The organism is Erwinia sp. INIA01 (genome assembly GCF_025947915.1).
Classification (GTDB): domain Bacteria; phylum Pseudomonadota; class Gammaproteobacteria; order Enterobacterales; family Enterobacteriaceae; genus Erwinia; species Erwinia coffeiphila.
The window spans coordinates 530604-554508 of sequence record NZ_JAPDNC010000002.1 but is presented as its reverse complement, the minus strand read 5'-3'; the positions used below and the strand labels follow the sequence as shown (position 1 = coordinate 554508).

Here is a 23905-nt window from a genome sequence, read left to right as displayed (position 1 = left end):
TTGAGCTAATGGTGAAACGCACACACAGCAAAGCATTAGATTGTTTTATATATGATGATTTTTTTCGAAAACCTATGAGTTGAAAGTATAAATCCACTTTATATTTTCTTTTTTGCTCTGAAAAAATTAATAAAAGATCTTTTGAGGAACGTATAATGAGCGACCTGATATTAATGACAGTAGCGATACTATTAATTGTCGTTTCTGCATATAGTCTTTTTTCTTATATTAAAGACAGAAAGACATCGTCTTTCCCTAAGAAAAAACGCTAGTTTATTTAAGTATTTTTTAACTTTTTATTATCTTTTCAAACCCGACCTTTTCGGGTTTACTGCACTCTTTTTGTCTAAAATCAGCGCAAAGGATTGCGCCGATCGCTACTGCTGCCACCGTCTATCTATCTGATTCACGCCGTAATGTCGATCCCTGCACCGGCTAACCCGCTATTATCGTGCCTGCCTGCAAAGCGTTCCTGTGCCCAGCATCAGCGTAAAAAAACCTTGCTGCCTGCGCATCCCTTGCACCCAACGTACTGCACATGTCCCACTTTTCCGGGGTCGCAGCTGCCCAAATAGGATGGCGGCCTGGAATGAGATTTAGCCAATATTGAAGAATGTTGCATTTCGATAAGCACGGTATTGGACGCAAATCGACCGTATGTACACCCGGACATTCGCACTAATTGACACAAATAAAGAGTTTACAAAATCTCATGTAGCTTAATGCATTTAAAGTGCATTTTCACAGCATCTTAAGTGAGCAGGAGTAACCACTATTCTTAACCGAATCTTCAGTAAGATCCTGCCAATAACAGGGTATCACTGGCGATAGAAACGATATTCTTAACTGTTTCGGTTGTAAGGTTAAGGCAGCGTATTCCGATAGGATGATAAACGGATACTTCAGCATCTGAAGATTTCACCTCCGGGCCGGGTGCGCAAAGCAACAAAACGCGAGGATAAATGATTTGTGCCCCCCCACAGAGACATGCAAAAGAGCAGGATGCCATGCTTCGTTCTATACATATATACATAGCGCAACCACCGATGCGTATACTTTGCTATATACAGATATACATAGTGAAAGCACGAATGCACCTGCCTGCTACACACCGAGATACATAGCTACGTTCGGGGATGCGGGCTTTACCTCGTGCAGAGATGCGTGCCTGAAGTTTGCATAAACGCCCTAATCCTCCGTAGAGCAAGCAGGCACGTGAGGTGTAAAGCACATCGCGGCCTGGTCCTGAAAATTTCCAGCCCCTGACAAGCCAGCCAGAGCCTCAGCCGAGGCCGTCTTCTTATACGATGATAACCCCTCGCCCCAACGGCTTAAACCTTCAGTAAACCGGCAACCCGAGCGCAAAATGCGCTTTATCCGGAACAGGATCGTCACCCTGCGTTACATCTGGCTTATTTGAAAGCGCTTCCTTACAATAAGGGATCTGTTCACAGCAAATGCAAGGAATGACGGTGCCGAAAGCTATTCCAAATTCCACTATCGTGGATATTGCCCGACGAGCTGGCGTCACTAATATCACGGTATCACGCGCGTTTAATAAACCTGAACTGGTTAAACCCGCTACTCGTGAAAAGATCCATGCGATAGCCAAAGAACTGAATTATGTCCCGAATGCGTTTGCCCAGGGATTAAAAAGCAGCAGCAGCCAGATTATTGGTATTGTCACCAGCAGCCTGTATAATCCCTTTTATTCTTCGTTAATTCAGAGGGTGTCGCGCATTGCCCGTAAACAAGGTTATCAGATTATGTTATTTGATACGGACGGCAGCGAAGAGGCGGAGAACCAGGCAATACAGGCACTGTTCAGCTATAAGGCCCGGGGTATTTTACTCTCGGCAGTACGAGATGATAAACAGTATCAGCCCGCCTATCTTGAGCAGGCCGAAGCCTATCATATCCCATTGATTCTTATAGACAGGGATATTTTCAACCGGCAGTTAAGCGGCGTTTTCCTGAATAACAATGAGATAGGTCTGCTGGCCGGGGAATATCTTGCCGCTCAGCCAGAATCTAAGATGCTTATTCTCGGTGGGCCGGCGAACTCTGAAATCACGCTCAGCCGAACCGCAGGCATTTTGGATGCACTGTACGGTAAGAAAAATCACATCACTATTATAAACGGTGATTATGATTTTATATCACAGGAGCAGGAAGTCAGAAGCTGGCTAATGCAGGAAGAGAATCAGCCGGAATATATCATCGGTCTGAATGGAATCATTACGCTGGGCGCAATGTCCATATGTCATGAGTTAAATATCTATCCTCAAGTGAAATTTTTCTCCGTGGACAAGCCGCCAGGCTCGGCCAGTTATGGAATGCGTATTGCCGGGGTTTATCATGATACGGAAATGCTGGGAGAGATTGCGGCGGAATTATTGTTTAACGCGATAAAAACGGCGGATAGCGATCGGGTTGTACGGCGCGAATTTTTCACTGGGAGCCTGCTGGTTCCGTGAGTGGGGTTGTGTCGCTGCACTTCCGGTACTTAGGCGACCGTTTTGGGGCGTGAATTCTGAGACATCTTTTTTGCTGCCAGCGCGGGGTCAGGGCGACCGTTACGGGGAATAACGCCGGGTCGCCGTGAACACGTCCGTGTGGGCTTGGCTGCCGCATCCTTGCGGCAGACACCCGGCTTATCTTCCCCGTAACGTTCGCCTTATCAATCAATGCGTTGCTTCGAATGCCCCTAAACGTTCGCCTTTCTCAGCATCGCGCTGTTTTACTCACAGCGAAACCTCAGCCTGTGAGCAATCGGTGACGGGCGGGTTCGCGGACCGTTGAGCGCAGGGATGCGCGAATCGAGGCCACACGGACGTGTTCACGCCGAGTCCGCGAACCCGCCCGACACCGATACGCCAGACAACGATCTCCTCGCAACACAACCCCGGCCCCGATAAGCCAGACACATCACCTTCAGCAATCTCAGCCCGGCGGTGACATCACCCCGGCATCAAAAGCCAGATTCAAACCATGCAGCAATCCAACCTGATGCACCAAACCGCACTCGGTTTTACTCACAGCGAAACCCGGCCATTGTGCAATCAGTACACCAAACCACACTCTGTGTTACTAACAGCGAAACCATAGCCTGTGGGCAATCGGTGACGGGCGGGTTCGCGGACCGTTGAGCGCAGGGATGCGCGATTCGAGGCCACACGGACGTGTTCACGCCGAGTCCGCGAACCCGCCCGTCACCGATAAGCCAGACAACGATCTTCCCGCGACACAATCCCAACACCGCAAGCAAAAAATGGGCTGCCCCAAACGGAACAGCCCTCCCCGCCCCAGGCGGCACGGCCAGATGCACCTGGCCAAACGACACTACTTACGCCTTACTGAACTCAAATAAATCGCCGCAAGAATAATTCCGCCCTTCACCACATTCTGAATATACGGCGACACACTCATCAGATTCAGCCCGTTGTTCAACACACCCAGCATCATCGCGCCCACCAGCGTACCGATAATCGCTCCGCGACCGCCGGAAATCGCCGCACCGCCCAGCACTACCGCCGCAATCGCATCCAGCTCAAAGCCTTCACCGGCATTCGGCTGGCCGCTCATCAGACGAGAAGTCAGCACCAGACCGGCCAGTGCCGCCGTCACGCCGCTGATCACATACACCAGCATCTTATAGCGCTGCACGCGGATACCGCTCAGCCGCGCGGCCTCTTCATTGCCGCCGATGGCATAAACGTAACGGCCAAATGACAGATGGTGCAGCATGATCCACGCCACCACGTACACTGCCGCCATCACCAGAATCGGCACCTGAATGCCGAACACCGTGCCGCGCCCCAGGAAGGAGAACACATCCGGCAGGCCGGAGATCGGATAACCGCCGGTATACAGCAGCGCCAGGCCACGGGCGATGCCCATTGATGCCAGGGTGACGATAATCGGCGGCATCCGCAGCCAGGCAATACAAGTACCGTTCGCCAGACCAAACAGCACGCCGACCAGCAGCGCGGCCAGCACCGCCAGCGGTACAGGAACGGCAGCCATCATCAATCCGGCAGCAACGGAACCGGCCAGCGCCATCACCGGACCGACGGACAGATCGATGCCGCCGGTCAAAATCGCGCAGGTCATCCCCACGGCGATAATGGCGTTAATGGACACCTGACGGGCGACGTTGGTCAGGTTATTCACCGTCAGGAAGCTGTCGTTCAGCAGGCTCATCAGCACAAACAGCACCACAAAGCCAATAAACGGCAGCACGGCAGGATGATGAAGCAGTTTTTCCCAGCGCTTCGCCAGCCCTGGCCCCGCAGCGCGGGGAGTTGAGGTAGATGACATCTGTTCGATTCCGCTCATTATGCGCTCCCGGTGGCATGTAGCATGATGTTGCCAGATTCAATTTCATTCCCGGCCAGTTCGGCGACGATGTGCCCGCCCCGGAATACCAGCACCCGGTCGCAAACGCCGATAATTTCCGGTAGCTCGGAAGAAATCATGATGATGGAGATGCCTTTTGCAGTCAGTTGCTGCATCAGCTGATAGATTTCCGATTTCGCGCCCACGTCGATACCGCGCGTCGGTTCATCAAAGATCAAAATATTACAGTCGTTGTTCAGCCAGCGAGCGATCACTACCTTCTGCTGGTTGCCGCCGCTGAGGGTTGATACCGCGGTATCGGCGTCGGGCGTTTTCACTCCTACCGCGCGGATCAGCCTTTGTACGATGTCGCGCTCTTTGCCGGCATGAACAAAAATCTTGCCGCGCTTTTCATGGCGATTCAGCGTGATGTTCTGCGCCACGGAAAACGGCAGCACCAGACCTTCGGTTTTGCGGTTCTCCGGCAGCAGGCCAATGCCCTGCTGTAAGGCATGTGCCGGGCTGCTCAGCCTGCCGTCCTGGCCGTTAAGCTTGACGCTTTTACGGTAGCAGGGGCTGGCGCCAATCAGCGCGGAGATGGTTTCGGTACGCCCGGAACCCACCAGCCCGGCGAAGCCGAGGATCTCTCCGGCGTGCAGATGGAAATGATCCGTCTGGCTCTGCTTCGTGCGCTGAACGCTGGCTTCCAGCAGTCGCTTAGTCCGATCCGGCACGTGCGACTTCACCGGGAAGGTATTCTCAATTTTGCGGCCTACCATCAGCTTCACCAGTTCGTCGATATCAGTGTCGCTGGTTGGCAATGTTTCGATGTAGCAGCCGTCACGCAGCACGGTGATGCGATCGCAGACGGCGAAAATTTCATCCAGATGGTGCGAGATAAACACCATGCCTACGCCCAGCAGGCGCAGATCGTTCATCACGCTGAACAGGTGCTCGGCCTCGCCCGGCGTCAGTGTGGCGGTGGGTTCATCCAGCACCAGCACGCGCGCGTCCAGCGACAGCGCTTTGGCAATTTCAACGAACTGCTGTTGCGCCACGCTTAACTGCTCCACCGGGCAGTCCATATCGATATCCACCGCCAGGCGTTTAAAGACGCTGCGTGCCTTGCGACGCATCTCACGACGATCCAGCAGCCCCCAGCGATTTTTTATTTCCCGGTTGAGGAAAATATTATCGACCGCGCTCATATAAGGGATCAGCGAGAACTCCTGAAATATAATTCCAATGCCCGCTTCAATGGCGTGGCGATAATTAGGAAAACTACAGTTCTTCCCCTGTAAGATAATTTCCCCTGCATCCGGCTGGTGAATACCGCACATAATTTTCACCAACGTTGATTTACCCGCACCGTTTTCTCCAAGCAGCGCATGTATTTCTCCGGGCTGCACCGTCAGGTTAATACCGTCCAGCGCTTTCACTCCGGGAAAGGATTTTTTAATCTGTTTTAATTCCAGTAAAGGTGTCATCAGCATCGCTTCCGGGTTATCGCTCTGCTTGCGCAGAGCGAATATTTCACGCTATTACCAGCTAAAGCCTTTCGCATTGCTGTGGTCGATCAGCTTAACTTTTACCGGTACGGTTTTCGGAATATTGGCACCCCAGTGGCGGGCCAGCGCAATTCCCAACGCGATGCGCAGCTGGTCACGCGGGAACTGTGCCGAGGTGGCGATAAACGGTGAATCCGCCTTTTCGATCTCTTTAATTGCTTCCGGCTGGCCGTCAACGCTGACCAGTTTCACCTTGGCACCGCTGCTCTGAATTGCCGCCAGCGCACCCAGCGCGCCGGTATCGTTAACGCTGAATATACCGTTCAGATCCGGGGCGGATTGCAGCATGTTTTCGGTGACGGTCAGTGCAGTATCACGCTCCTGCTTGCCGTTCTGCTTGGTGACAATCTTGATATCCGGGTATTTTTTCATCGCGTCCTCAAAGCCGCGCACGCGCTCAAGGATGGGCACCACCGGAATGCCGTCGAGGATGGCGACCTTGCCTTTCCCACCGATAGATTTCGCCAGATACTCCCCGGCCTGTAACCCCGCGTCATAGTTCTCGGAGCCGACAAACGAGTCCACCGGACCTTCTGCCTGGGCATCAATCGCCACCACCACCGCGCCGGCTTTATGGGCAGACATAACGGCGGACTGCACGCCCACCGTATCCGTCGGGTTAATCAGCAGAATATCGACTTTCTTTTGCAGCATGTCTTCAACGTCATTAATCTGCTTGGAAACATCATGGTGAGCGTCGGCAACGTATACCTTCGCGCCAATTTCAGCGGCAGCCTGTTCCAGCGACTGTTTCATCGTAACGAAATAATCGTTATTTAATTCCTGGAAAGAGACGCCAATGGTTAATTGCTTAGCCACTGCAGCGTTTGCAGCCAACAACATTCCGCCCGCGATAATAATCGGCAGCGTTTTTTTGACGAATGAAAACATGGATATTCTCCTGTAGGGGGAAGTATTTTTATTGATTTATTAGCAACGGTATAAATAACATCGGTAAAAATAAACTACGGAACCAGAACAACCTTAATTGAATCGGTGGAGTCGGCCAGAGCAAATGCCTCATCCCATTTTTCGAGTGAATAACTGTGGGTCACGACACCTTTCGATGTCACCAGCCCACGTTCAAACAGGTCGATGGCAATTTCATAGCTGTAAGGGGCCAGATGCGCACCGCGAATATCCAGCTCTTTGCGGTCGCCGATAATCGACCAGTCAACGGTGGTTTCTTTTCCGAACACGCTGAACTCCACGAAGCGGCCCAGCTTGCGGATCATCTGCAGGCCCTGCGTTACGCCCACCGGGGAGCCGGTTGCCTCGATATAGACATCGCAGCCGTAGCCGCCGGTCAGCGACTTAACAATTTTGTCGGCGTCTTCTTTCAGCGGGTTGATCACCACATCGGCACCGTACTCTTTCGCCAGCGCCAGACGATCGTCCATTGCATCAATAACAATCAGTTTTTTGGGCGTTTTCAGCCGCGCTACCTGCACCATGCACAGGCCCAGCGGTCCGGCTCCGGCCAGCACCACCACATCATCCAGCTGAATATCGCCGCGCGCCACGGTGTGGATCGCACAGGCCATAGGTTCAATCAGCACCGCATCTTCATGGCTCAGGCTTTCCGGGATTTTGTGCACGATGGCGTTGGCCGAGAAACGCATATATTCCGCCATGCCGCCTTCGGCCACGTCTTTCTGGAAGCCGTAAATATTGTGGGTTTCACACATCCAGTAGCTGCCGGATTTGCAGTAGCGGCAGTCCCAGCAGGGAACGATCTGCTCGGCAATCACCCGCTCGCCCACGCGGAATTTCTTCTCGCTGCCCTCGCCCAGCGCGGCAACGCGGCCGTAGAATTCGTGCCCCGGGATCACCGGCGGCTTCACCCACGGGTTTTCTCCCCAGAACATCTGTGCACCGTTTTTGCACTTACAGTCACCGGCGCAGATGCCGCAGCCTTCTACTTTGATTACCAGTTCGTTGGCCTTCGGCAATGGCACCGGAACCTGCTCAAAGCGATAATCCTGGGGGCCGTGGCAGACTACGGCGCTCATCTTCTCGGGCAGCTGACTCATTTCTCTCTCCAGTAGCAATATTGATCGTCACATAGGCAAAATGTTGACGTTGTCATTATTCGGTAAATAAAAAATGCGAATTTTCTATTCAAACCTAAATTAATGATTTATCCATAATTTCTTCTGACAAAACAAAATGACAACGTAAACATTGGTTATCATATAATCAAAAGCCCAAAACAAAATCTTTGAGCGATATCACATATCATTAACAAGCCGGTTTCAGGGTTAACAACTTCGATCTCAGTCTCATTCACAACGCGTCGGAATGACCGTTTGTGCCCGTCTGGACCCGTTTACGATCGCAGACATTGATCGGGCGGATAATCGAACGATTTTTGGTCATTGAAATGATAACTATTATCAATTATCATCCCGGCGTCATTTTTTTGCCGGGATGTGTAACTCGTTATGTCAACGCCAGCCGCGTCTGCCGATATGTTCGCCAGCCTCTACCAGACACATCACCGGTGGCTGCGCTCCTGGCTACAGTACAAACTGGGATCGGCCAGCGACGCCGAGGATCTGGCGCAGGATACCTTCCTGCGGGTACTGCTCGGCAACGGCGTGGCGGAGATCCGCGAACCTAAATCCTTCCTCTGTACGATTGCCAAACGGGTGATGGTGGATTTCTTCCGCCGCAACGCGCTGGAGCGCGCCTGGCTGGATATGCTGGAACAGCTGCCGGAAGAATATGTCCCCTCCCCGGAACAGCAGCACGCCCTGCTGGAAACGCTGCAGCAGATCGATGCCATGCTCGATGGCCTTGGCGCCAAAGTTCGCCAGGCGTTTCTGCTGTCGCAGCTGGAAGGGCTTACCTATCCGCAGATTGCCGAACGGCTGGCGGTATCGGTCAGCTCGGTAAAAAAATATATGGCTAAAGCCACCGAGCACTGCCTGCTGTTTCGCCTGATGCAGGATCTGGCGTAATGGCCGAACGGGTCAGCGAGCAGCAGCGTCAGGCGTTAAAAATGGCCGCCAGCTGGTATGCCACGTTCTGCGCCGGGGATACCACCGCGCAGCAGCACGCCCGCTGGCAGCAGTGGCTACAGCAGCATGAAGACCACCGCTGGGCATGGCAGCGCGTTGAGTCCCTGCAAAACCAGCTGCAAACCCTGCCGGGGCATCTCAGCTATCAAACGCTGAATCAGGCAAACCTTACCCGCCGCCGCGTGCTGAAAAGCCTGCTGGTGCTGCTGGGCGTCGGCAGCGGCTGGCAGCTCTGGCAGTCGCCGCTGGGCCTGAGCCTGCGTGCCGATTACAGTACCGCGACCGGTGAAATGCGCAGCGTGCGGCTGAGCGACGGTTCTCAGATGACGCTCAATACCGCCAGTGCGGTGCAGGTCGAATTTACCGGCAGCCAGCGGACCATTCATCTACAGCGCGGGGAAATTGCGATTACCACCGCTGCCGATGCGCAGCAAAGGCCGTTCCGGGTGGCCACCGCCGACGGCATGCTGCGTGCCCTCGGCACTGAATTCAGCGTGCGGCTGTGGCCGGATGCCACCGAGCTGTCGGTGCAGCAGCATGCGGTAGAGGCCACGCTGGCCGACGATGCGCGGCAACAGCGCGTGGTTCAGCAGGGGCAAACGCTGCGCTTCAGCCGCAGCAGCTTCGGTGAAATCTTACCGCTGGTTGCCAACAGCAGCAGCTGGACCCGTGGCCTGCTCAGCGTCAGCAACCGCCCGCTGCGCGAGGTGATCGCGGAAGTGGCGCGTTACCGCCACGGCATGCTGCTCTGCGACGACAGCGCCGCTGAACTGCGGGTCAGCGGCACCTTCCCGCTGCAGGATACCGACCGTCTGCTGGCCGTGCTGGCGCAAACGCTGCCGATAAAAATTCAGACACTCAGCCGCTACTGGGTGAAGGTCAGCGCGGCATAGCGAAAAAAATAAAAAAAATTTCAAAATGTATTGTCCCTTTTGCCCAGCTCATTCGACTCCTTAGTACACAAGATAAAAAATGCTCACTCTGGAGACGGTCATGTCTGATTCCTGCGCCCGCATCAAGCGCGCTTTTAGCAAAACAACACCTCTGGCTTTCGCTATTCACTGCGCGCTGGCACCGCTGGCGCTGGCCGCTCCTGCGCTGGTCAGTGCGGCAACCGAGCCGGCAACGGCTGACTATCAGATTGCCGCTGCCGATCTCGACCAGGCGCTGAACCAGTTCGCCGCCCGTTCCGGCATTACGCTGTCGGTCAACTCGGCGCTGACCCAGGGCAAAAAGAGCCCGGGCCTGAACGGCAGCTACTCGCTGGAACAGGCGCTGCAAGCGCTGCTGAGCGGCAGCGGCCTGCAGGCGAAATCGCTGGGCAACAACGCCTTTACGCTGGAGCCGGTGCCGGTGGTGGCAGGAACCGCCACGCTGACCGTGGTCGGTGACTGGCTGGGCACCGCGCGCGAAGACGATGTGTTCGAACACGCCGGTGCGCGTGATGTGCTGCGCCGCGAAGACTTTGCCCGTACCGGAGCCACCACCATGCGTGAAGCGCTGAACCGCATTCCGGGCGTCAACGCCCCGGAAAATAACGGCACCGGCAGCCACGATATGGCGATGAACTTCGGCATTCGCGGGCTGAATCCGCGCCTTGCCAGCCGCACCACCGTGCTGATGGACGGCATTCCGGTGCCGTTCGCTCCGTACGGCCAGCCGCAGCTGTCGCTGGCTCCGGTGTCGCTGGGCAATATGGATGCAGTGGATGTGGTGCGCGGCGGCGGTGCCGTGCGCTACGGACCGCAGAGCGTCGGCGGCGTGGTCAACTTTGTGACCCGCGCCATTCCGCAGGACTTCGGTATTGAAGCGGGAATGGAAGGGCTGCTGACGCCCACCTCAAGCCAGAACGATCCGAAAGGCAGCGGCAACTTTATGATCGGCGGCACCGCCGATAACGGCCTGGGCGCGGCGCTGCTCTACTCCGGCACGCGCGGCAGCGACTGGCGCGAACACAGCTCGACCAAAATCGACGATGTGATGCTGAAAACCCGCTACGCGCCGAACGAGGTCCATACCTTCACCAGCCTGTTGCAGTATTACGAAGGTCGCGCCCAGATGCCGGGTGGGCTTTCCCGCGCGGACTACAACGCCGATCGCTTCCAGTCGACCCGCCCTTACGACGAATTCTGGGGCCGTCGCCAGCTGGCCAGTCTTGGCTATCAGTATCAGCCGGACACCCAGCACAAATTCAATATCCTGACCTTCTACACCAACACCCTGCGCAGCGGCTATCTGGACCAGGGGAAAAACATCACCCTGTCGCCGCGCGAATACTGGGTGCGCGGCGTGGAACCGCGCTACAGCCAGAGCTTCACGATCGCCAACACCGCACATGAAGTCGGCGTCGGTTATCGCTACGTCAGCGAATCCACCCATGAACTGCGCTACACCAGCCCGGCCAGCAGCGGAAAACTGCCTACCGGCAGCAGCCCGTACGATCGCGACACCCAGTCAGGCACCGAGGCGCACGCCTGGTATCTTGATGACCGCATCGACATCGGCGACTGGACCATTACGCCGGGCATGCGCTACGAGCATATCCAGTCTTACCAGAACAACTTCATCAAAGGTGAAAAACAGGAAATCGGCTACAACGCGCCGCTGCCCGCGCTTAACGTGCTCTATCACCTGAACGATGCCTGGAACCTGTATGCCAACACCGAAGGGTCGTTCGGCACCGTACAGTACAGCCAGATCGGTAAAGCGGTCAGCAGCGGCAGCGTCGAGCCGGAAAAAGCCCGCACCTGGGAGCTGGGCACGCGCTATGACAATCAGGTATTGCAGGCCGAAGCGGGTCTGTTCCTGATTAACTTCAGCAACCAGTACGATTCAAACCAGGTGACCGACAGCGTCACTGCCCGCGGTAAAACCCGCCATACCGGGCTGGAAAGCAAAGTGCGCTACGACCTCGGCGATCTCTCCCCGGCGCTGGAAAATCTGTCGGTTTCCGCCAGCTATGCGTACGTCAATGCGGTGATCCGCGAGCAGGGCGACTACCACGGTAATCAGGTGCCGTTCTCGCCGAAGCACAAAGGCACGCTGGGGCTGGATTACCTGACCGGCAGCTGGACCTTTAACCTCAACAGCGAGTACCAGTCTTCGCAGTTCGCCGATAACGCCAATACCCGCGAGGAAAGCGCCGATGGCAGCACCGGCCGCATCCCCGGCTTTATGCTGTGGGGCGCGCGCGCCAACTACGACTTCGGCCCGCAGTACGCCAACCTCAACCTGGCCGTCGGCGTGAAGAATATCTTCGACCACGAATACTTCACCCGCGCCTACGATGATAACAACAAAGGCATCTACGCCGGGCAGCCGCGCACCGTCTATCTGCAGGGCTCCGTTAAGTTCTGATTTTCCCGATGGCCGGTGCAATAACCGGCCGTTGTGGATTACGTGGCGGGTGCCGGTGGCAGCCCGCTTTGTCGTTTCTGGCAGTTGGAGAATCTATGTTCACGCTTATTCCTCGTTTTCTGTCCTGCGCCCTGCTGTTGGTCGCCTCGGCCGCATCGGCGGTGACCGTGCAGGACAGCAACGGCACCTTCACCCTCGAACATGCCCCGCAGCGAGTGGTGGTACTGGAACTGTCCTTTGTTGATGCGCTGGCGGCGGTGGACGTCAGCCCGGTTGGCGTCGCCGACGATAACGATCCGCAGCGCATTCTGCCCGCCGTGCGTCAGCGCCTGGCACCGTGGAAATCGGTCGGCACCCGCGCCCAGCCGAGCCTGGAAGTGATTGCCGCGCTGAAGCCCGACCTGATTATTGCCGACAGCGCCCGCCACGGCGGCATCCTCGGCCAGCTGAAAAGTATTGCCCCCACGCTGATGCTGAAATCGCGTAATGAAACCTGGGAAGAAAATCTGCAATCAGCGGCAATTATCGGCAAAGTATTGGGTAAAGATGCCGAAATGCAGCAGCGGCTGGCGCTGCATCATCAGCGAATGAAGGATTTTGCCAGCCAGCTGCCCAAAGGGCTGAAGCTGGTGTTCGGCACCTCGCGCGAGCAGCAGTTTAATCTGCACAGCCGCGACAGTTACACCGGCAGCGTGCTGGCCGCACTGGGGATGAACGTGCCGGAGTCCGCAGGGCAAAGCCCGATTGCCAGCATCAACCTGGAACAGCTGCTGGCAATCAACCCCGACTGGCTGCTGGTGGCCCACTACCGTCAGCAGAGCATCGTGCGCGACTGGCAGCAGGACCCGCTGTGGCAGATGTTAACCGCCGCGCAGAAAAATCAGGTGGCTGAAGTGGACAGCAACGGCTGGGCGCGGATGCGCGGACTGTTTGCCGCCGAGCAGATCGCCCGCGATCTGGTGGCGATCCTGCATCATCAGCCGGTAACCGTGCAGCCATGATGGCAGGCCGACCGCTGTTCGCCTGGGGACTGCCGCTGATGCTGCTGGCGCTGGCCTTCTGGCTGTCGCTGTTCAGCGGGTCGGCGCTGCCGATCGGGCCTGGGCAGGCGCTGAGCGCGCTGCTGCCGGGTAAGGCCGCCGCGCTGCCGCAGGCGCTGGTGTTTAACCTGCGACTGCCGCGCAGCCTGGTGGCGATGCTGCTGGGGGCAAGCCTGGCGCTGGCGGGCTGCCTGCTGCAAACCCTGACGCGTAATCCGCTGGCTTCCCCTTCCCTGTTGGGCATTAACGCCGGTGCGGCGCTGGCCATGGTGCTGGCCAGCGCCTTTAATCCCGGTTGGATCGCCGGTTACAGCCTCGCACTTCTTGCGGCAGCGGGCGGTGGTGTCAGTTGGGGAGTGGTGATGCTGCTGGGCAAAGGCTGGCGGTCTGCCGGTGACCGCAGCCGACTGATTCTGGCGGGGGTGGCCGTGTCCGCACTCTGCGCCGCGCTGACCCGCGCCACGCTGCTGCTGGCGGAGGATCACACTTACGGCATCCTGCACTGGCTGGCCGGGGGCGTGTCCCACGTGCGCTGGCGCGAGTTCTGGCAGCTGCTGCCGTTCAGCGCACTGCTGATGCCGCTGGCCTGGCTTCTGGCGGCGCGCCTGAACCTGCTGCGACTGGGCGACGACAGCGCACACACGCTGGGAGTCAATCCCGGGATGCTGCGCACGGCGGTCAACCTGCTGGTGGTGGTGCTGGTCGGCAGCTGCGTCAGCGTTGCCGGACCGGTGGCCTTTCTCGGACTGCTGGTGCCGCATATGGCCAGGGCGTGGATCGGCCACGATCTGCGGCGTCTCCTGCCCGCCTGTATGCTGTTCGGCGCGCTGCTGATGCTGCTGGCCGACGTGATTGCGCGCTGGCTGGCGTTCCCCGCCGAGCTGCCCGCCGGAGCGGTGGTGGCACTGATCGGCGCGCCGTGCTTTGTCTGGCTGGTTCGGAGGCGGATATGAAACATCAACGGGGACGGCAGCCGCTGGCCGCCATGTTGCTGCTGCTGATGTTCACCCTGCTGGTGCTGCCGCTGTCGCTGCGCTACGGCAGTGAAACCCTCAGCTTTCACGCGCTGTATCAGGCGCTGAACCCGGCGGACGATCGCTACTTTGCCCTGATGGAGTATCGCCTGCCGCGCACCCTGCTGGCGATGCTGGTGGGCGCGGCGCTGGCGGTATCCGGCGTGCTGGTGCAGGGGGCGATCCGCAATCCGCTGGCCTCGCCGGAAATTCTCGGAGTGAATCACGCCGCCGGACTGATGTCGATTGCCGGGCTGATGCTGTTCCCGGCGCTGTCGGCGGCCTGGCTGCCGCTGCTGGCCTTTGCCGGTGCGCTGCTGGCCTTCCTGCTGCTGCGGCTGCTGGCCGGCGGCAGCGCTCCTCTGCGGCTGGCGCTGCTCGGCGTGGCGCTGACCGCCTTTTACGCCAGCATCACCGACTATCTGATGCTCTCCCGCCCGCTGGAGATCAACCAGGCGCTGCTGTGGCTGACCGGCAGCCTGTGGGGGCGCAGCTGGCCGTTTGTCTGGCTGGCGCTGCCGTGGCTGGTTGTGCTGCTGCCGCTCAGTCTGCTGCTGTGCCGCAGCCTCGATCTGCTGGGGCTGGGCGATGAGCAAGCGGCGACGCTCGGCGTGGAAGTTCCCCGCGCGCGGCGGCGAATTCTGCTGCTGGCACTGGCGCTGGCCGCCGTCAGTGTGGCCGTCTGCGGACCGCTGAGCTTTATCGGACTGGTTGCTCCGCATCTGACGCGGCGGCTGGTGGGCGGCCGCCACCGCTGGCTAATCCCGGCGGCAATGCTGACCGGCGCACTGCTGCTGATGCTGGCCGATCTGCTGGCACGCACGCTGCACCCGCCGCTGGAGCTGCCCGCCGGGGTGCTGACGGCGGTGATTGGCGCGCCTTACTTTTTCTGGCTGTTAATGAGAACCCGCTAATAATGATGCCATTATCCGTCGACGGGCTGAGTGCCGGTTACACCAGCGCGCCCATTCTGCAAAACCTCTCGCTGACGCTGCCCGCCGGGAAGATCACTGCCCTGCTTGGCCCTAACGGCTGCGGTAAATCCACGCTGCTGCGCTGCTGTTCGCGGCTGCTGAAACCCAGGCAGGGACGGGTAATGCTGGGGGATGACGATTTGTCCGGGCTGAACGCCCGCAAGCTGGGGCAGCGTCTTGCCCTGCTTCCGCAGCAGCACAGCGTGCCGGAAGGGATTAGCGTGCGGGAACTGGTGGGCTACGGCCGCAGCCCGTGGCTTAATCTGTTTGGTCGCCCGGGCCCGGCTGACCGCCAGCGGGTACAGGCGGCCATCGACGAAGTGCAGATCGGCAATTTCGCTGAAAAACAGCTCAGTACGCTGTCCGGCGGCCAGCGCCAGCGGGCGTTTCTGGCAATGACGCTGGCACAGGACACGCCGCTACTGCTGCTGGATGAACCGACCACCTGGCTGGATATCAATCATCAGGTTGAGCTGCTGCTTCTGCTGCGCCGCCAGCAGCAGCAGGGAAAAACCGTGGTGACGGTGCTGCACGATCTGAACCAGGCCAGCCGCTATTGTGACCATCTGGTGCTGATGATGGCCGGACAGGTGGTCGCCAGCGGCACGCCAGAACAGGTGATGACCCCGGAACTTTTGCATCGGGTTTTCAGCATCAATGCAGAAATCCATGCCGATCCGGTGTGTGGACGCCCGATGTGTGTGGTGCTTTAATTGATCAATTCGCCTGGATAACTGGCACTTTCAGGAAACCCATTTTCACCAAAAACCCTTGATACAACAATAACTGACCTATTCATGACGTTATCCAAGGGTTTATCTTTGCCAAAAATGGTCAATGAGGTAATGTTTGCTATCTCAAGATCGGTGGTTTCCTGGGACTACAACGCGTCTATCCTGGAAGGTCAATGAAAAACAAACACAGCACGGTTGCCAGTTTGCGCCGGGAGTTCACGCGTAATGTTATCGCGCCAGTGGTGGCGGTGGTGCTGTTTTCTCTGCTGGGGTGTGGGCTTACCGCCTGGTGGGTTACGGCGCAGAGCAACGATAAGGCGCTGGAAAAACAGCAGCAGGTGATCAAAAACCTGCTGGCTCAACATTTGGAAGAGTTCAGCCAGCAGCACCGCAATCTGCTGCGGGAAACACAGCCGGTTTCACTGTTGCTACAGTCTGATGCGGCCGCCCCGTGGCTGTTTCGGCTGATTGGTGATGACGAAGTTTATCTGGTGGATGCCCACCAGCGCCCGCTGGCTGCCTGGTTTTCAGACGCCCCTGCGCCCGTTGAGCGCTACCATGAGATAGCCCAACAGCTGGCGCCGGGCCTGCGTGCCTCCAATACGCTGACCAGCGATTTTATCCGCCTGCGCGAACGCGTGGCGGAAGTGGCCGTTGCCAGCCTGCCCGGCGACGATCGCGGCTATCAGCTGGTGTTTATTCGCTATCTGCGCAGCAGCTTTGTTGATTTTCTAACCCACCGTGGCGTGGTGAGTAATTTCAGCTTCAGCGCCAGACAGCCGGATCAGCCGAACAGCGCCGGTTTCCTGCTGACCTCACATCAGGGAACGCCGGTCAGCGATGTCTCCTGGGAGCCGATGCGCCCCGGCAGTCAAATGCTGCTGTTTACCGGCCCGCTGATTGCGCTGGCCATCCTCAGCATTGCCCTGATGTGCCTGGTGATGACCCGCCGACTGTGGCAGTCCTCGCTGAGTCTGACCCGCTCGATGCAGAAGCTAGCCGCCAGCGAAGCCCGTTCCCGTCACATCGCGCTGCATGACATTTTAACCGGCCTGCCTAACCGCAAATGGATTGAGGAGCAGCTGAATCATCGACTCAGCGTGCTGGAGACCGACCGCGATAGCCTTGCCCTGCTGATGTTGGATCTCGACCATTTCAAAATCGTCAACGACACCTGGGGTCACCACACCGGCGATGAACTGCTGATGGAAGTCAGTAAACGGCTGTCCAGCCTGCTGCCGATTAAAGATTCGATTGGCAGACTGGGCGGCGATGAGTTTGTGATCATGATGGCCAACGTCACGGATCGGCAGCAGGTTGACCAACTGTGCCAGCAGATTATTGCTCACCTGTCGCAGCCGATGCAGCTGAACGGCAATGCGATGTGGATCGGCGTCAGCATCGGCGTGGCGCTGGCCCCGCTCGACAGTACCGACCGGCTGGAGCTGATGCGCAAAGCCGATATCTCGCTTTATGCCGCGAAAGCCGAAGGCGGCGGGCAGTATCGCCTGTTTATTCCGGCGATGGATGAGGCACTGCAAAAACGCCAGCGGCTGGCACAACAGCTGCGTCTTGCGCTGGAAAATGACAGCGGACTGACCCAGTTGTATCAGCCAATTTTTGATATCAGCGGGAAAAAAACGGTCGCCGTTGAAGCGCTGCTGCGCTGGCATCATCCGAAGCTCGGCCCCATCTCTCCGGCTGACTTCGTGCCGCTGGCGGAAGAAACCGGGCTGATTATCCCGCTCGGTGACTGGGTGGTGGAGAAAGCCTGCCAGATGGCCACCACCTGCCCGCAGCTGATTGTGGCGATCAACGTCTCGCCGCTTCAGTTCCTGGCTGAAAACTTTATCAGTACACTCATGACAACCGTGGCGCGTCACGGCATCAATCCCCGCCAGATCGAACTGGAGATCACGGAAGGCGTGCTGCTGGAAGATAAAGAGCGCGCATTGCAGAATATCAATACGCTGCGCGAAGCCGGATTCAGCATTGCGCTGGACGATTTTGGCACCGGCTATTCCAGCCTCAGCTACCTGATCCAGTTCCCGGTTGATACCATCAAAATCGATCAGACCTTTACCCAGTCGCTGGGAGTGCGCGACAACTCGGCGACCATCGTCGAATCGGTGATCACTCTCGGGCACAGCCTGGGGATTACCGTGACGGCGGAAGGGGTGGAAACCGACGCCCAACGCGCGATGCTCGAAGCCGCTGGCTGTGATTTACTGCAGGGCTTTTTATTCAGCAGGCCGCTGACGGCGGATAACCTGCACGCCCTGCTGGATCAACAGCGCCCGTAGAGAGCTGAACGTTTCGCTTATCCAGCCCGACTGCACCAATGGGCGAATGGGCGAATGGGCGAATGGGCGAATGTAGCATCGAGCCATAACGTTTGCACAAGCACCAGCCCCGGCACTTGCGCAAGCGTTCAGAACGCGGGTAACTTCAGCTACGTTGCCAGCGCGCGCCGATATTCCCCCGGCGTCTGCCCTTCATGGCGCTTGAATGCCCGGCCAAAGGTAATGGCGGAATCATAGCCCACCTGCCGGGCGATGGCTTCCAGCGCCAGCTCGGGATGGCGCAGCAGGCAGCGCGCACGCCAGATGCGCCAGCGGGTCAGATACTCACCCGGGGTTTCGCCGGTCACCTGCTTGAAATGCACGGTAAACGCCGAACGCGACATGCCCGCCTGTTTTGCCATTTCACTCAGCCGCCACGGAAAGTCTAACTGCTGATGGATTTGCCCGATCAGCGGGCGCAGGCGGCCGTCGGCCAGCGCCGCCATCCATCCCTGCTGCGGCTGCATTTGCTGGTAGTGCGTACGGATGGCCTGCACGAACAGCACGTCCGCCAGCCGACTGACCACAATCTGCGAACCCAGATGCGGAGCATCGGTCTCCAGCGCCAGCAGCTGCAGCGTGGCGGCCAGCAGCGGCGAACGCTCCGCATCCGCCGGGATCACCACGCAGTCTGGCAGCAATGACAGCAGCGGTTGAGCGCCACCGGCATCAAAGGTCAGCCAGCCGCACAGCAGTTCGGCCTTCTCCCCTTCCCCGCCAAAAACGGCACTTTTACCCGCGCAGTCGGCAAAAACCTCCTCACAGGGGCGAGTGGGCGTTTGCGGCTCGTCACTCAGCGACAGCAGCACGCCCGGTCTGGCAATAAATCCCTCCCCGCTGCGCAGCCGGTGCGGGGGCTGGCCGTTAACCGTCAGCCAGCCCTGGCCTTCCAGCATAAAACCAAAGCGAATCGACGTGCTTTTAATAAAGCTGACGCCCCAGGGCGCACGCGGCCGCAGGCGTGAATGGAGTGCGCTGTTCACGTGCATTGCGGCAAAAACATCATCAAGCAGAGCCATCTCATGACCTTTTCTGGACGATAAGTCAGTAAAAATACCTGTTCAGTCATTATCTGTACAGCGGCAGGCGGGTAAGGTAGCGGCATTACATCAACAGAGGGCACAACCATGTACAGCTATCGTCTTAATCATTTTGGCAGCATCGACCATCTTCATCGCGTTGAAGAACCCCGCCCGCGGCCGGGACGTAAACAGGTGCTGATCCGCGTGGCCGCCGTCAGCCTGAACTATCGCGATCTGGCCATTTTGCATGGCAAGAGCACGCTTGCACCGCAGGCAGGGCTGATCCCGCTTTCGGACGGCGTCGGCTACATCGTGGAGTGCGGGGAAGAGGCCACGCGTTTTGCCTGCGGCGACCGCGTGGCGGGGATCTTTTTCCCACAGTGGCTGGGCGGCAGCCTGACACGGGGTAACAGCGGCGGCGCGTGGGGAAGCCGGGCGGACGGCTGGCTCACCGAGTATAAGGTAATAGATGAAGCATCGCTGGTGCACGTCCCGTCGTATCTGAGCGATGAACAGGCCGCGACCCTGCCCTGTGCGGCGGTGACCGGATGGAACAGTCTGGTACAGTCGCGCCCGCTGCTGCCGGGTGAAACGGTGCTGACTCAGGGCACCGGCGGCGTAGCGCTATTTGCCGTGCAGTTTGCCCGACAGATGGGTCTGAAGATTATCTCACTCACGTCCAGCGACAAAAAAGCGGCACTGCTACACCAACTCGGCGCAACGCATACCATTAACTACCGTGAGCATCCCGACTGGCATCAGCAGGTCAGAGCGCTGACCAACGGCGAAGGGGTACAGCGGGTGGTGGAGATTGGCGGACCGGGAACGCTGAACAATTCGCTGAAGTCGACCGCATCCGGTGGCGAGATCGCGCTGCTGGGCTTCGTTGCCAATGGGGAGCAATCCGTTGATTTTATGACGCTGTTCACCAGCGGTGCCACCGTTCGCTCCTTCAGCGTGGGCAGCCGGGAAGATTTTGAGCGTATGAACCTGGCGCTGGAGCAGAGCCTGCTACAGCCGGTTATCGACCGGGTATATGCCTTTTCGGAAACGTTAGAAGCGTGGCGTTATTTCGATAGTCAGCAGCACTGTGGCAAAGTGGTGATTACGATGTCTGGCGGGTTGCGGTAACGAGCGGAGAAGCCTGAGAAAAACTCAAGGGACCCGAAACTCGCGGTCCTTTGAAAAGATACAGCTATCTTTGAAAAGATTTCCTGAACTTATTTGTTTTTAAATTATCAGTTATCTTTCTTTATTATCACTCCATTCGCGTCAATCGTGACGAGAAACGGGTGTGTACCATCTAGAAATGGCCCTGGTGAGGCGCAAAGAAATCTTGTCAAACTACCCGGCAAATTGATAATAGTGTGATCTGTATAGCGTCATTGCCCGGTCATCACTACAGTAGATGTTTTTTTACCTCGGGGGAACGGGAGAAAAACACTCTTGTTTGCTGAAAACCAAAATGATAATTACCCATTGTTAATGCGCAACTTATCTTATTAATTTTACTTCATATAATGATATCGGACTAACAATGAAAATTACTATGACTGACAAACCCGCCGCCGCAGATGAAGAGTATGTCATCGACAGTCTGTGGACCCACAACGCTAAAACCACCCCGGTAGACATCCATCCCCTCTTTCTGACTCTGCGCGATGAGCAGAACCAGATAATGGCTGGTCTTGTTGCCCGCACGTGGTGGGGAGGGCTGGAGGTGCAGTATCTGTGGGTCAGCGATGACTGTCGCGGCAAAGGTGTCGGGCGCGATTTAATGCAAAATGCAGAGCGGGAAGCAAAAAAACGCGGTTGCCATATGGCCTATGTCGACACGTTTGATTTTCAGGCGCGAGGCTTTTACGAAAAGTTAGGCTATTCCGTCTACGGTGAACTGGGTGATTACGCCCATCAACATACCCGGCACTATCTGGCGAAAAAGCTCTGATAGTGGGGTTACAGGGGGAAGATATGAACGTTTCAGATGCAAAGCAGCAGTTAAATCTGAACGCAATGATTGCCATGATGGAACACTTAACTGAACCCTGGGGCATCAAGGATGCAGAGTCACGCCATATCTATATGAATGATATGGCGTATCGCTATACCAACACGCCAAAGGAATTTGCCGTTGAGGGAAAGTTCGACAGTGAGTTTCCCGCCTCCTGGGCGGAGTGTGAAGAGGAACTGATCGAGCACGATCGCCGCACCGAAGCCTGCCACGGCCGGGTTGCGGTGATTGAAACTCACTTCTGGTTTGGCCAGGACAGTCTGACACCCTACGTCAGCGAAAAAATCCCTTTGTACGGCGACGGTGGCGTATTTATTGGCGTGGCATGGAATGCCCGACTGCTCGACACCCTGTCGCCGCTAAAATATATCACCCAGCAAAAACCAGGGGTGCTGACCACCGAAGTCAACACCGATCTGTTTACCCGTTCGGAGCTGGATACGCTGTTTTTACTGCTACAGCGTTTATCTACCAAGGAGATCGCCCGCATCTATAACCTCAGCCATCGCACGGTAGAAAACCGGATTTACAGCATCTACCAGAAGGCCGGGGTACACACGCTCAATCAGTTTGAAGAGTATTGCCGTCACGCAGGGTTAGACAATTTTATTCCGGATCGCCTGATCGAAAAGGGCATCCAGTTTATTTAATTTCAAGGAAACAGATTGTGATAAAAATAGAAGACTACCCGCTAAGCCGCGTTCCTGAGAACAAGCGCGTCTCGTTTCTGAGTGTTGCCGTGGTGCATATGGGCATGCTCACCGCGCTGGATCAGTTTATGCTCGGCTCGGTGCTGGGTGATTCGATGGATCTGGCCAGCGCGTTTCTGGCAATTTTAGCCGGTAGCGTTATTTTTGGTATCGTGACCTGGGGGCTGGGCTATGCCGGGATGCGTGAAGGGATCTCCGGTAGCCTGCTGGCACGCTGGTGTGGCTTTGGCCGTATCGGCTCCGTGCTGATTGGCCTGGTGGTAGCCGTTAGCCTGCTTGGCTGGTTTGGCATTCAGAATGCCATCTTCGCTAAATCGCTGAACTTTGCGCTCGGCGACAGGTTAGGCTTCCCGCTGGCCGCCAGCCTGTCCGGTCTGCTGCTGACCGTACTGGTGACCTATGGCTTTAAGGCGCTGCGCGTGACCGCACGCATTGCCGTACCGTTGTTTATCTGTCTGGTTGCCTTTATTTCATTCCATACGCTGTCCGGCCACACCCTGCAGGAGATTATCGATCTGCCGCCGACCGGTTCCCCGCTGACCATCAGCGCGGCAATTACGATGGTGGTGGGCGGTGCAATTGTTGCCAGCCTGATGACCCCGGACCTGACCCGCTATTCGAAATCTTCTAAGCACGTGGCGGGCATTACCCTGCTGACGATTATTGCCGGTGAGTTTATCGTCAACGGTCTGGCCATTCTGATCGCCCGTACGCTGCAAACCGCCGACGTCGTGACGATTATGTCGCAGGCCGCGGGCGGTGTGGGGCTGCTGGTGGTGATCCTCTCTACCCTGCGCGTTAACGATCTGAACCTCTATTCCTCATCGCTGGGGGTGATTAACGCCGTGGAAGGGATCAGCGGTAAAAAGCTGAAGTATCGCAGCACGACGCTGGTGATCGGCCTGCTCGGCACCCTGCTGTCGGTGCTGGGCATCCTCGATCGCTTCGTCGATTTCCTGACCGTGCTGGGCGTAGTTTTCCCTCCAATCCTCGGCATTATGCTGGTGGATTATCTGCTGCTGCGCAGCCACCGTGGTCTGCTTGACCGCAGCCGTCTGCTGGGTGAACTGCCGAAAGACAGCGAAACGCCGGTGATTGGCTGGGTCGCGATTATTGCCACCCTGGTGGGAAGCGCAGTGGGCCTGTTAACCGAATGGGGTGTACCAACGATTAACTCACTGCTGATTTCATGCGTGATTTATTACGTGGTTAAACTGGCGCAGCAGCGCAGCCGTCCTGCGGCGGCATCAGCCTGAGACCATTAAGGCGGACGTCGTCCGCCTTATTTCTCTTTTAATAACATTCACTTCACCGCGCGACTCGCCATCACACTCTTCGCCAGAACAAAGCCGCAGCCTACAACCAGCCCGATCAGTGCAAACAGCAAAACCATCAGTGTACGTCTGGGGGCATCACGGGTCAGCGGTTCAGAGGGGGCACTCATGTATTTGAAAGGCACATCGTCCCCAGGTTCGATCTTGAACGCATCCAGTTTTTCAATATACACCCGGCGATTTTGCAGCTCGTTATTCAGCGATCCCACAGGCAGGGATTTCTCAATTTCCAGCTTGCGCGCCAGGCCATCAGCGCTGCAACAATAATAAAAGCCAGAATGGGAAACTTTTCCGAAGAATAATAGTAAGAACATCGATCAAGTCCAGCTCGGTGTTTTGATCGATAAACTGGGGCATGGCAGAGGACACATGAGAATGCGTCGCCGTACGAGCTGGCGTATTACTATCCATTGAAAACTCCTGCAGCACAATATGAAGA

Annotated in this window: 20 protein-coding genes; 14 read left to right on the top strand and 6 right to left on the bottom strand. The window is 57.1% G+C overall.

What is annotated here, in order from left to right:
* Positions 1-155 precede the first annotated feature (155 nt).
* Positions 156-272: a small membrane protein gene (locus OMR58_RS26035; protein ID WP_146114129.1), complete on the top strand. Its 117-nt coding sequence runs from the start codon at positions 156-158 to the stop codon at positions 270-272.
* A 1200-nt stretch (positions 273-1472) separates the two neighbouring features.
* Positions 1473-2477: a LacI family DNA-binding transcriptional regulator gene (locus OMR58_RS04400; protein WP_200546273.1), complete on the top strand. Its 1005-nt coding sequence runs from the start codon at positions 1473-1475 to the stop codon at positions 2475-2477.
* 865 nt (positions 2478-3342) lie between these two features.
* Here the strand turns inward: OMR58_RS04400 and OMR58_RS04395 are convergent.
* From OMR58_RS04395 to OMR58_RS04380, 4 genes are all read right to left on the bottom strand, one after another.
* Positions 3343-4320, bottom strand: a complete 978-nt coding sequence (locus OMR58_RS04395) for an ABC transporter permease (protein ID WP_105592597.1) — start codon at positions 4318-4320, stop codon at positions 3343-3345.
* A 17-nt stretch (positions 4321-4337) separates the two neighbouring features.
* A complete protein-coding gene (locus tag OMR58_RS04390; protein WP_200560150.1) occupies positions 4338-5825 on the bottom strand; it encodes a sugar ABC transporter ATP-binding protein in 1488 nt (495 codons plus the stop codon).
* A 54-nt stretch (positions 5826-5879) separates the two neighbouring features.
* A complete protein-coding gene (locus OMR58_RS04385; protein WP_105592446.1) occupies positions 5880-6797 on the bottom strand; it encodes an ABC transporter substrate-binding protein in 918 nt (305 codons plus the stop codon).
* A gap of 74 nt (positions 6798-6871) precedes the next feature.
* Complete coding sequence (locus tag OMR58_RS04380) at positions 6872-7939, bottom strand: alcohol dehydrogenase catalytic domain-containing protein (RefSeq protein WP_105592447.1); 1068 nt, start codon at positions 7937-7939, stop codon at positions 6872-6874.
* Between the two features lie 411 nt (positions 7940-8350).
* On the opposite strand from OMR58_RS04380, the gene fecI reads away from it, so the two are divergent.
* From fecI to OMR58_RS25985, 8 genes are all read left to right on the top strand, one after another.
* A complete protein-coding gene (fecI, locus tag OMR58_RS04375; RefSeq protein ID WP_200560151.1) occupies positions 8351-8869 on the top strand; it encodes a ferric citrate uptake sigma factor FecI in 519 nt (172 codons plus the stop codon).
* Positions 8869-9822 carry a ferric citrate uptake sigma factor regulator FecR gene (gene fecR / locus OMR58_RS04370; RefSeq protein ID WP_200560152.1) on the top strand — a complete coding sequence of 318 codons (954 nt, stop codon included), beginning with the start codon at positions 8869-8871 and terminating at the stop codon, positions 9820-9822. The genes fecI and fecR overlap by 1 nt, the downstream gene beginning before the upstream one ends.
* A 100-nt stretch (positions 9823-9922) precedes the next feature.
* A complete protein-coding gene (gene fecA / locus OMR58_RS04365) occupies positions 9923-12286 on the top strand; it encodes a TonB-dependent Fe(3+) dicitrate receptor FecA (protein ID WP_200560153.1) in 2364 nt (787 codons plus the stop codon).
* A 95-nt stretch (positions 12287-12381) separates the two neighbouring features.
* Positions 12382-13287: a Fe(3+) dicitrate ABC transporter substrate-binding protein FecB gene (locus tag OMR58_RS04360; protein WP_105592451.1), complete on the top strand. Its 906-nt coding sequence runs from the start codon at positions 12382-12384 to the stop codon at positions 13285-13287.
* Positions 13287-14279 (top strand): iron-dicitrate ABC transporter permease FecC, encoded by a 993-nt coding sequence (fecC, locus tag OMR58_RS04355; RefSeq protein ID WP_370569875.1) that lies wholly within the window; start codon positions 13287-13289, stop codon positions 14277-14279. The genes OMR58_RS04360 and fecC overlap by 1 nt, the downstream gene beginning before the upstream one ends.
* Entirely contained in the window at positions 14276-15253 is a 978-nt protein-coding gene (gene fecD, locus OMR58_RS04350) for a Fe(3+) dicitrate ABC transporter permease subunit FecD (protein WP_200560155.1), read from the top strand. The genes fecC and fecD overlap by 4 nt, the downstream gene beginning before the upstream one ends.
* Before the next feature lie 5 nt (positions 15254-15258).
* Positions 15259-16026, top strand: a complete 768-nt coding sequence (fecE, locus tag OMR58_RS04345) for a Fe(3+) dicitrate ABC transporter ATP-binding protein FecE (RefSeq protein ID WP_200560271.1) — start codon at positions 15259-15261, stop codon at positions 16024-16026.
* Positions 16027-16220: 194 nt separating this feature from the next.
* Positions 16221-18350 carry a putative bifunctional diguanylate cyclase/phosphodiesterase gene (locus OMR58_RS25985; protein ID WP_200560156.1) on the top strand — a complete coding sequence of 710 codons (2130 nt, stop codon included), beginning with the start codon at positions 16221-16223 and terminating at the stop codon, positions 18348-18350.
* 149 nt (positions 18351-18499) lie between these two features.
* Here the strand turns inward: OMR58_RS25985 and OMR58_RS04330 are convergent, their stop codons facing one another.
* The gene (locus tag OMR58_RS04330; protein ID WP_200560157.1) at positions 18500-19408 is read right to left on the bottom strand and encodes an AraC family transcriptional regulator; all 909 of its coding nucleotides are present in this window, start codon (positions 19406-19408) and stop codon (positions 18500-18502) included.
* Positions 19409-19516: 108 nt separating this feature from the next.
* On the opposite strand from OMR58_RS04330, the gene OMR58_RS04325 reads away from it, so the two are divergent.
* The 4 genes from OMR58_RS04325 to OMR58_RS04310 all read left to right on the top strand — a co-directional run bounded on the left by OMR58_RS04325 (position 19517) and on the right by OMR58_RS04310 (position 23388).
* Positions 19517-20542: a zinc-dependent alcohol dehydrogenase family protein gene (locus tag OMR58_RS04325; protein ID WP_264545330.1), complete on the top strand. Its 1026-nt coding sequence runs from the start codon at positions 19517-19519 to the stop codon at positions 20540-20542.
* A 406-nt stretch (positions 20543-20948) separates the two neighbouring features.
* The gene (locus OMR58_RS04320) at positions 20949-21359 is read left to right on the top strand and encodes a GNAT family N-acetyltransferase (protein WP_200560159.1); all 411 of its coding nucleotides are present in this window, start codon (positions 20949-20951) and stop codon (positions 21357-21359) included.
* 23 nt (positions 21360-21382) lie between these two features.
* Complete coding sequence (locus OMR58_RS04315) at positions 21383-22072, top strand: helix-turn-helix transcriptional regulator (protein WP_200560160.1); 690 nt, start codon at positions 21383-21385, stop codon at positions 22070-22072.
* 17 nt (positions 22073-22089) lie between these two features.
* Positions 22090-23388 carry a cytosine permease gene (locus tag OMR58_RS04310; RefSeq protein WP_200546261.1) on the top strand — a complete coding sequence of 433 codons (1299 nt, stop codon included), beginning with the start codon at positions 22090-22092 and terminating at the stop codon, positions 23386-23388.
* A 47-nt stretch (positions 23389-23435) separates the two neighbouring features.
* On the opposite strand, the gene OMR58_RS04305 is transcribed toward OMR58_RS04310, so the two are convergent.
* Complete coding sequence (locus OMR58_RS04305; RefSeq protein ID WP_200560161.1) at positions 23436-23780, bottom strand: hypothetical protein; 345 nt, start codon at positions 23778-23780, stop codon at positions 23436-23438.
* Between the last annotated feature and the right edge of the window lie 125 nt (positions 23781-23905).

Bases quoted from the DNA above. Each gene is read 5' to 3' on its own strand.
- OMR58_RS26035 (WP_146114129.1), top strand. From the start codon at position 156: ATGAGCGACCTGATATTAATGACAGTAGCGATACTATTAATTGTCGTT.
- fecR (WP_200560152.1), top strand. From the start codon at position 8,869: ATGGCCGAACGGGTCAGCGAGCAGCAGCGTCAGGCGTTAAAAATGGCC.
- OMR58_RS04395 (WP_105592597.1), bottom strand. From the start codon at position 4,320: ATGTCATCTACCTCAACTCCCCGCGCTGCGGGGCCAGGGCTGGCGAAG.
- OMR58_RS04390 (WP_200560150.1), bottom strand. From the start codon at position 5,825: ATGACACCTTTACTGGAATTAAAACAGATTAAAAAATCCTTTCCCGGA.
- OMR58_RS04315 (WP_200560160.1), top strand. From the start codon at position 21,383: ATGAACGTTTCAGATGCAAAGCAGCAGTTAAATCTGAACGCAATGATT.
- fecI (WP_200560151.1), top strand. From the start codon at position 8,351: ATGTCAACGCCAGCCGCGTCTGCCGATATGTTCGCCAGCCTCTACCAG.
- OMR58_RS04380 (WP_105592447.1), bottom strand. From the start codon at position 7,939: ATGAGTCAGCTGCCCGAGAAGATGAGCGCCGTAGTCTGCCACGGCCCC.
- fecC (WP_370569875.1), top strand. From the start codon at position 13,287: ATGGCAGGCCGACCGCTGTTCGCCTGGGGACTGCCGCTGATGCTGCTG.
- OMR58_RS04330 (WP_200560157.1), bottom strand. From the start codon at position 19,408: ATGGCTCTGCTTGATGATGTTTTTGCCGCAATGCACGTGAACAGCGCA.
- fecE (WP_200560271.1), top strand. From the start codon at position 15,259: ATGCCATTATCCGTCGACGGGCTGAGTGCCGGTTACACCAGCGCGCCC.
- fecA (WP_200560153.1), top strand. From the start codon at position 9,923: ATGTCTGATTCCTGCGCCCGCATCAAGCGCGCTTTTAGCAAAACAACA.
- OMR58_RS04320 (WP_200560159.1), top strand. From the start codon at position 20,949: ATGAAAATTACTATGACTGACAAACCCGCCGCCGCAGATGAAGAGTAT.
- OMR58_RS04325 (WP_264545330.1), top strand. From the start codon at position 19,517: ATGTACAGCTATCGTCTTAATCATTTTGGCAGCATCGACCATCTTCAT.
- OMR58_RS25985 (WP_200560156.1), top strand. From the start codon at position 16,221: ATGAAAAACAAACACAGCACGGTTGCCAGTTTGCGCCGGGAGTTCACG.
- fecD (WP_200560155.1), top strand. From the start codon at position 14,276: ATGAAACATCAACGGGGACGGCAGCCGCTGGCCGCCATGTTGCTGCTG.
- OMR58_RS04305 (WP_200560161.1), bottom strand. From the start codon at position 23,780: ATGTTCTTACTATTATTCTTCGGAAAAGTTTCCCATTCTGGCTTTTAT.
- OMR58_RS04360 (WP_105592451.1), top strand. From the start codon at position 12,382: ATGTTCACGCTTATTCCTCGTTTTCTGTCCTGCGCCCTGCTGTTGGTC.
- OMR58_RS04385 (WP_105592446.1), bottom strand. From the start codon at position 6,797: ATGTTTTCATTCGTCAAAAAAACGCTGCCGATTATTATCGCGGGCGGA.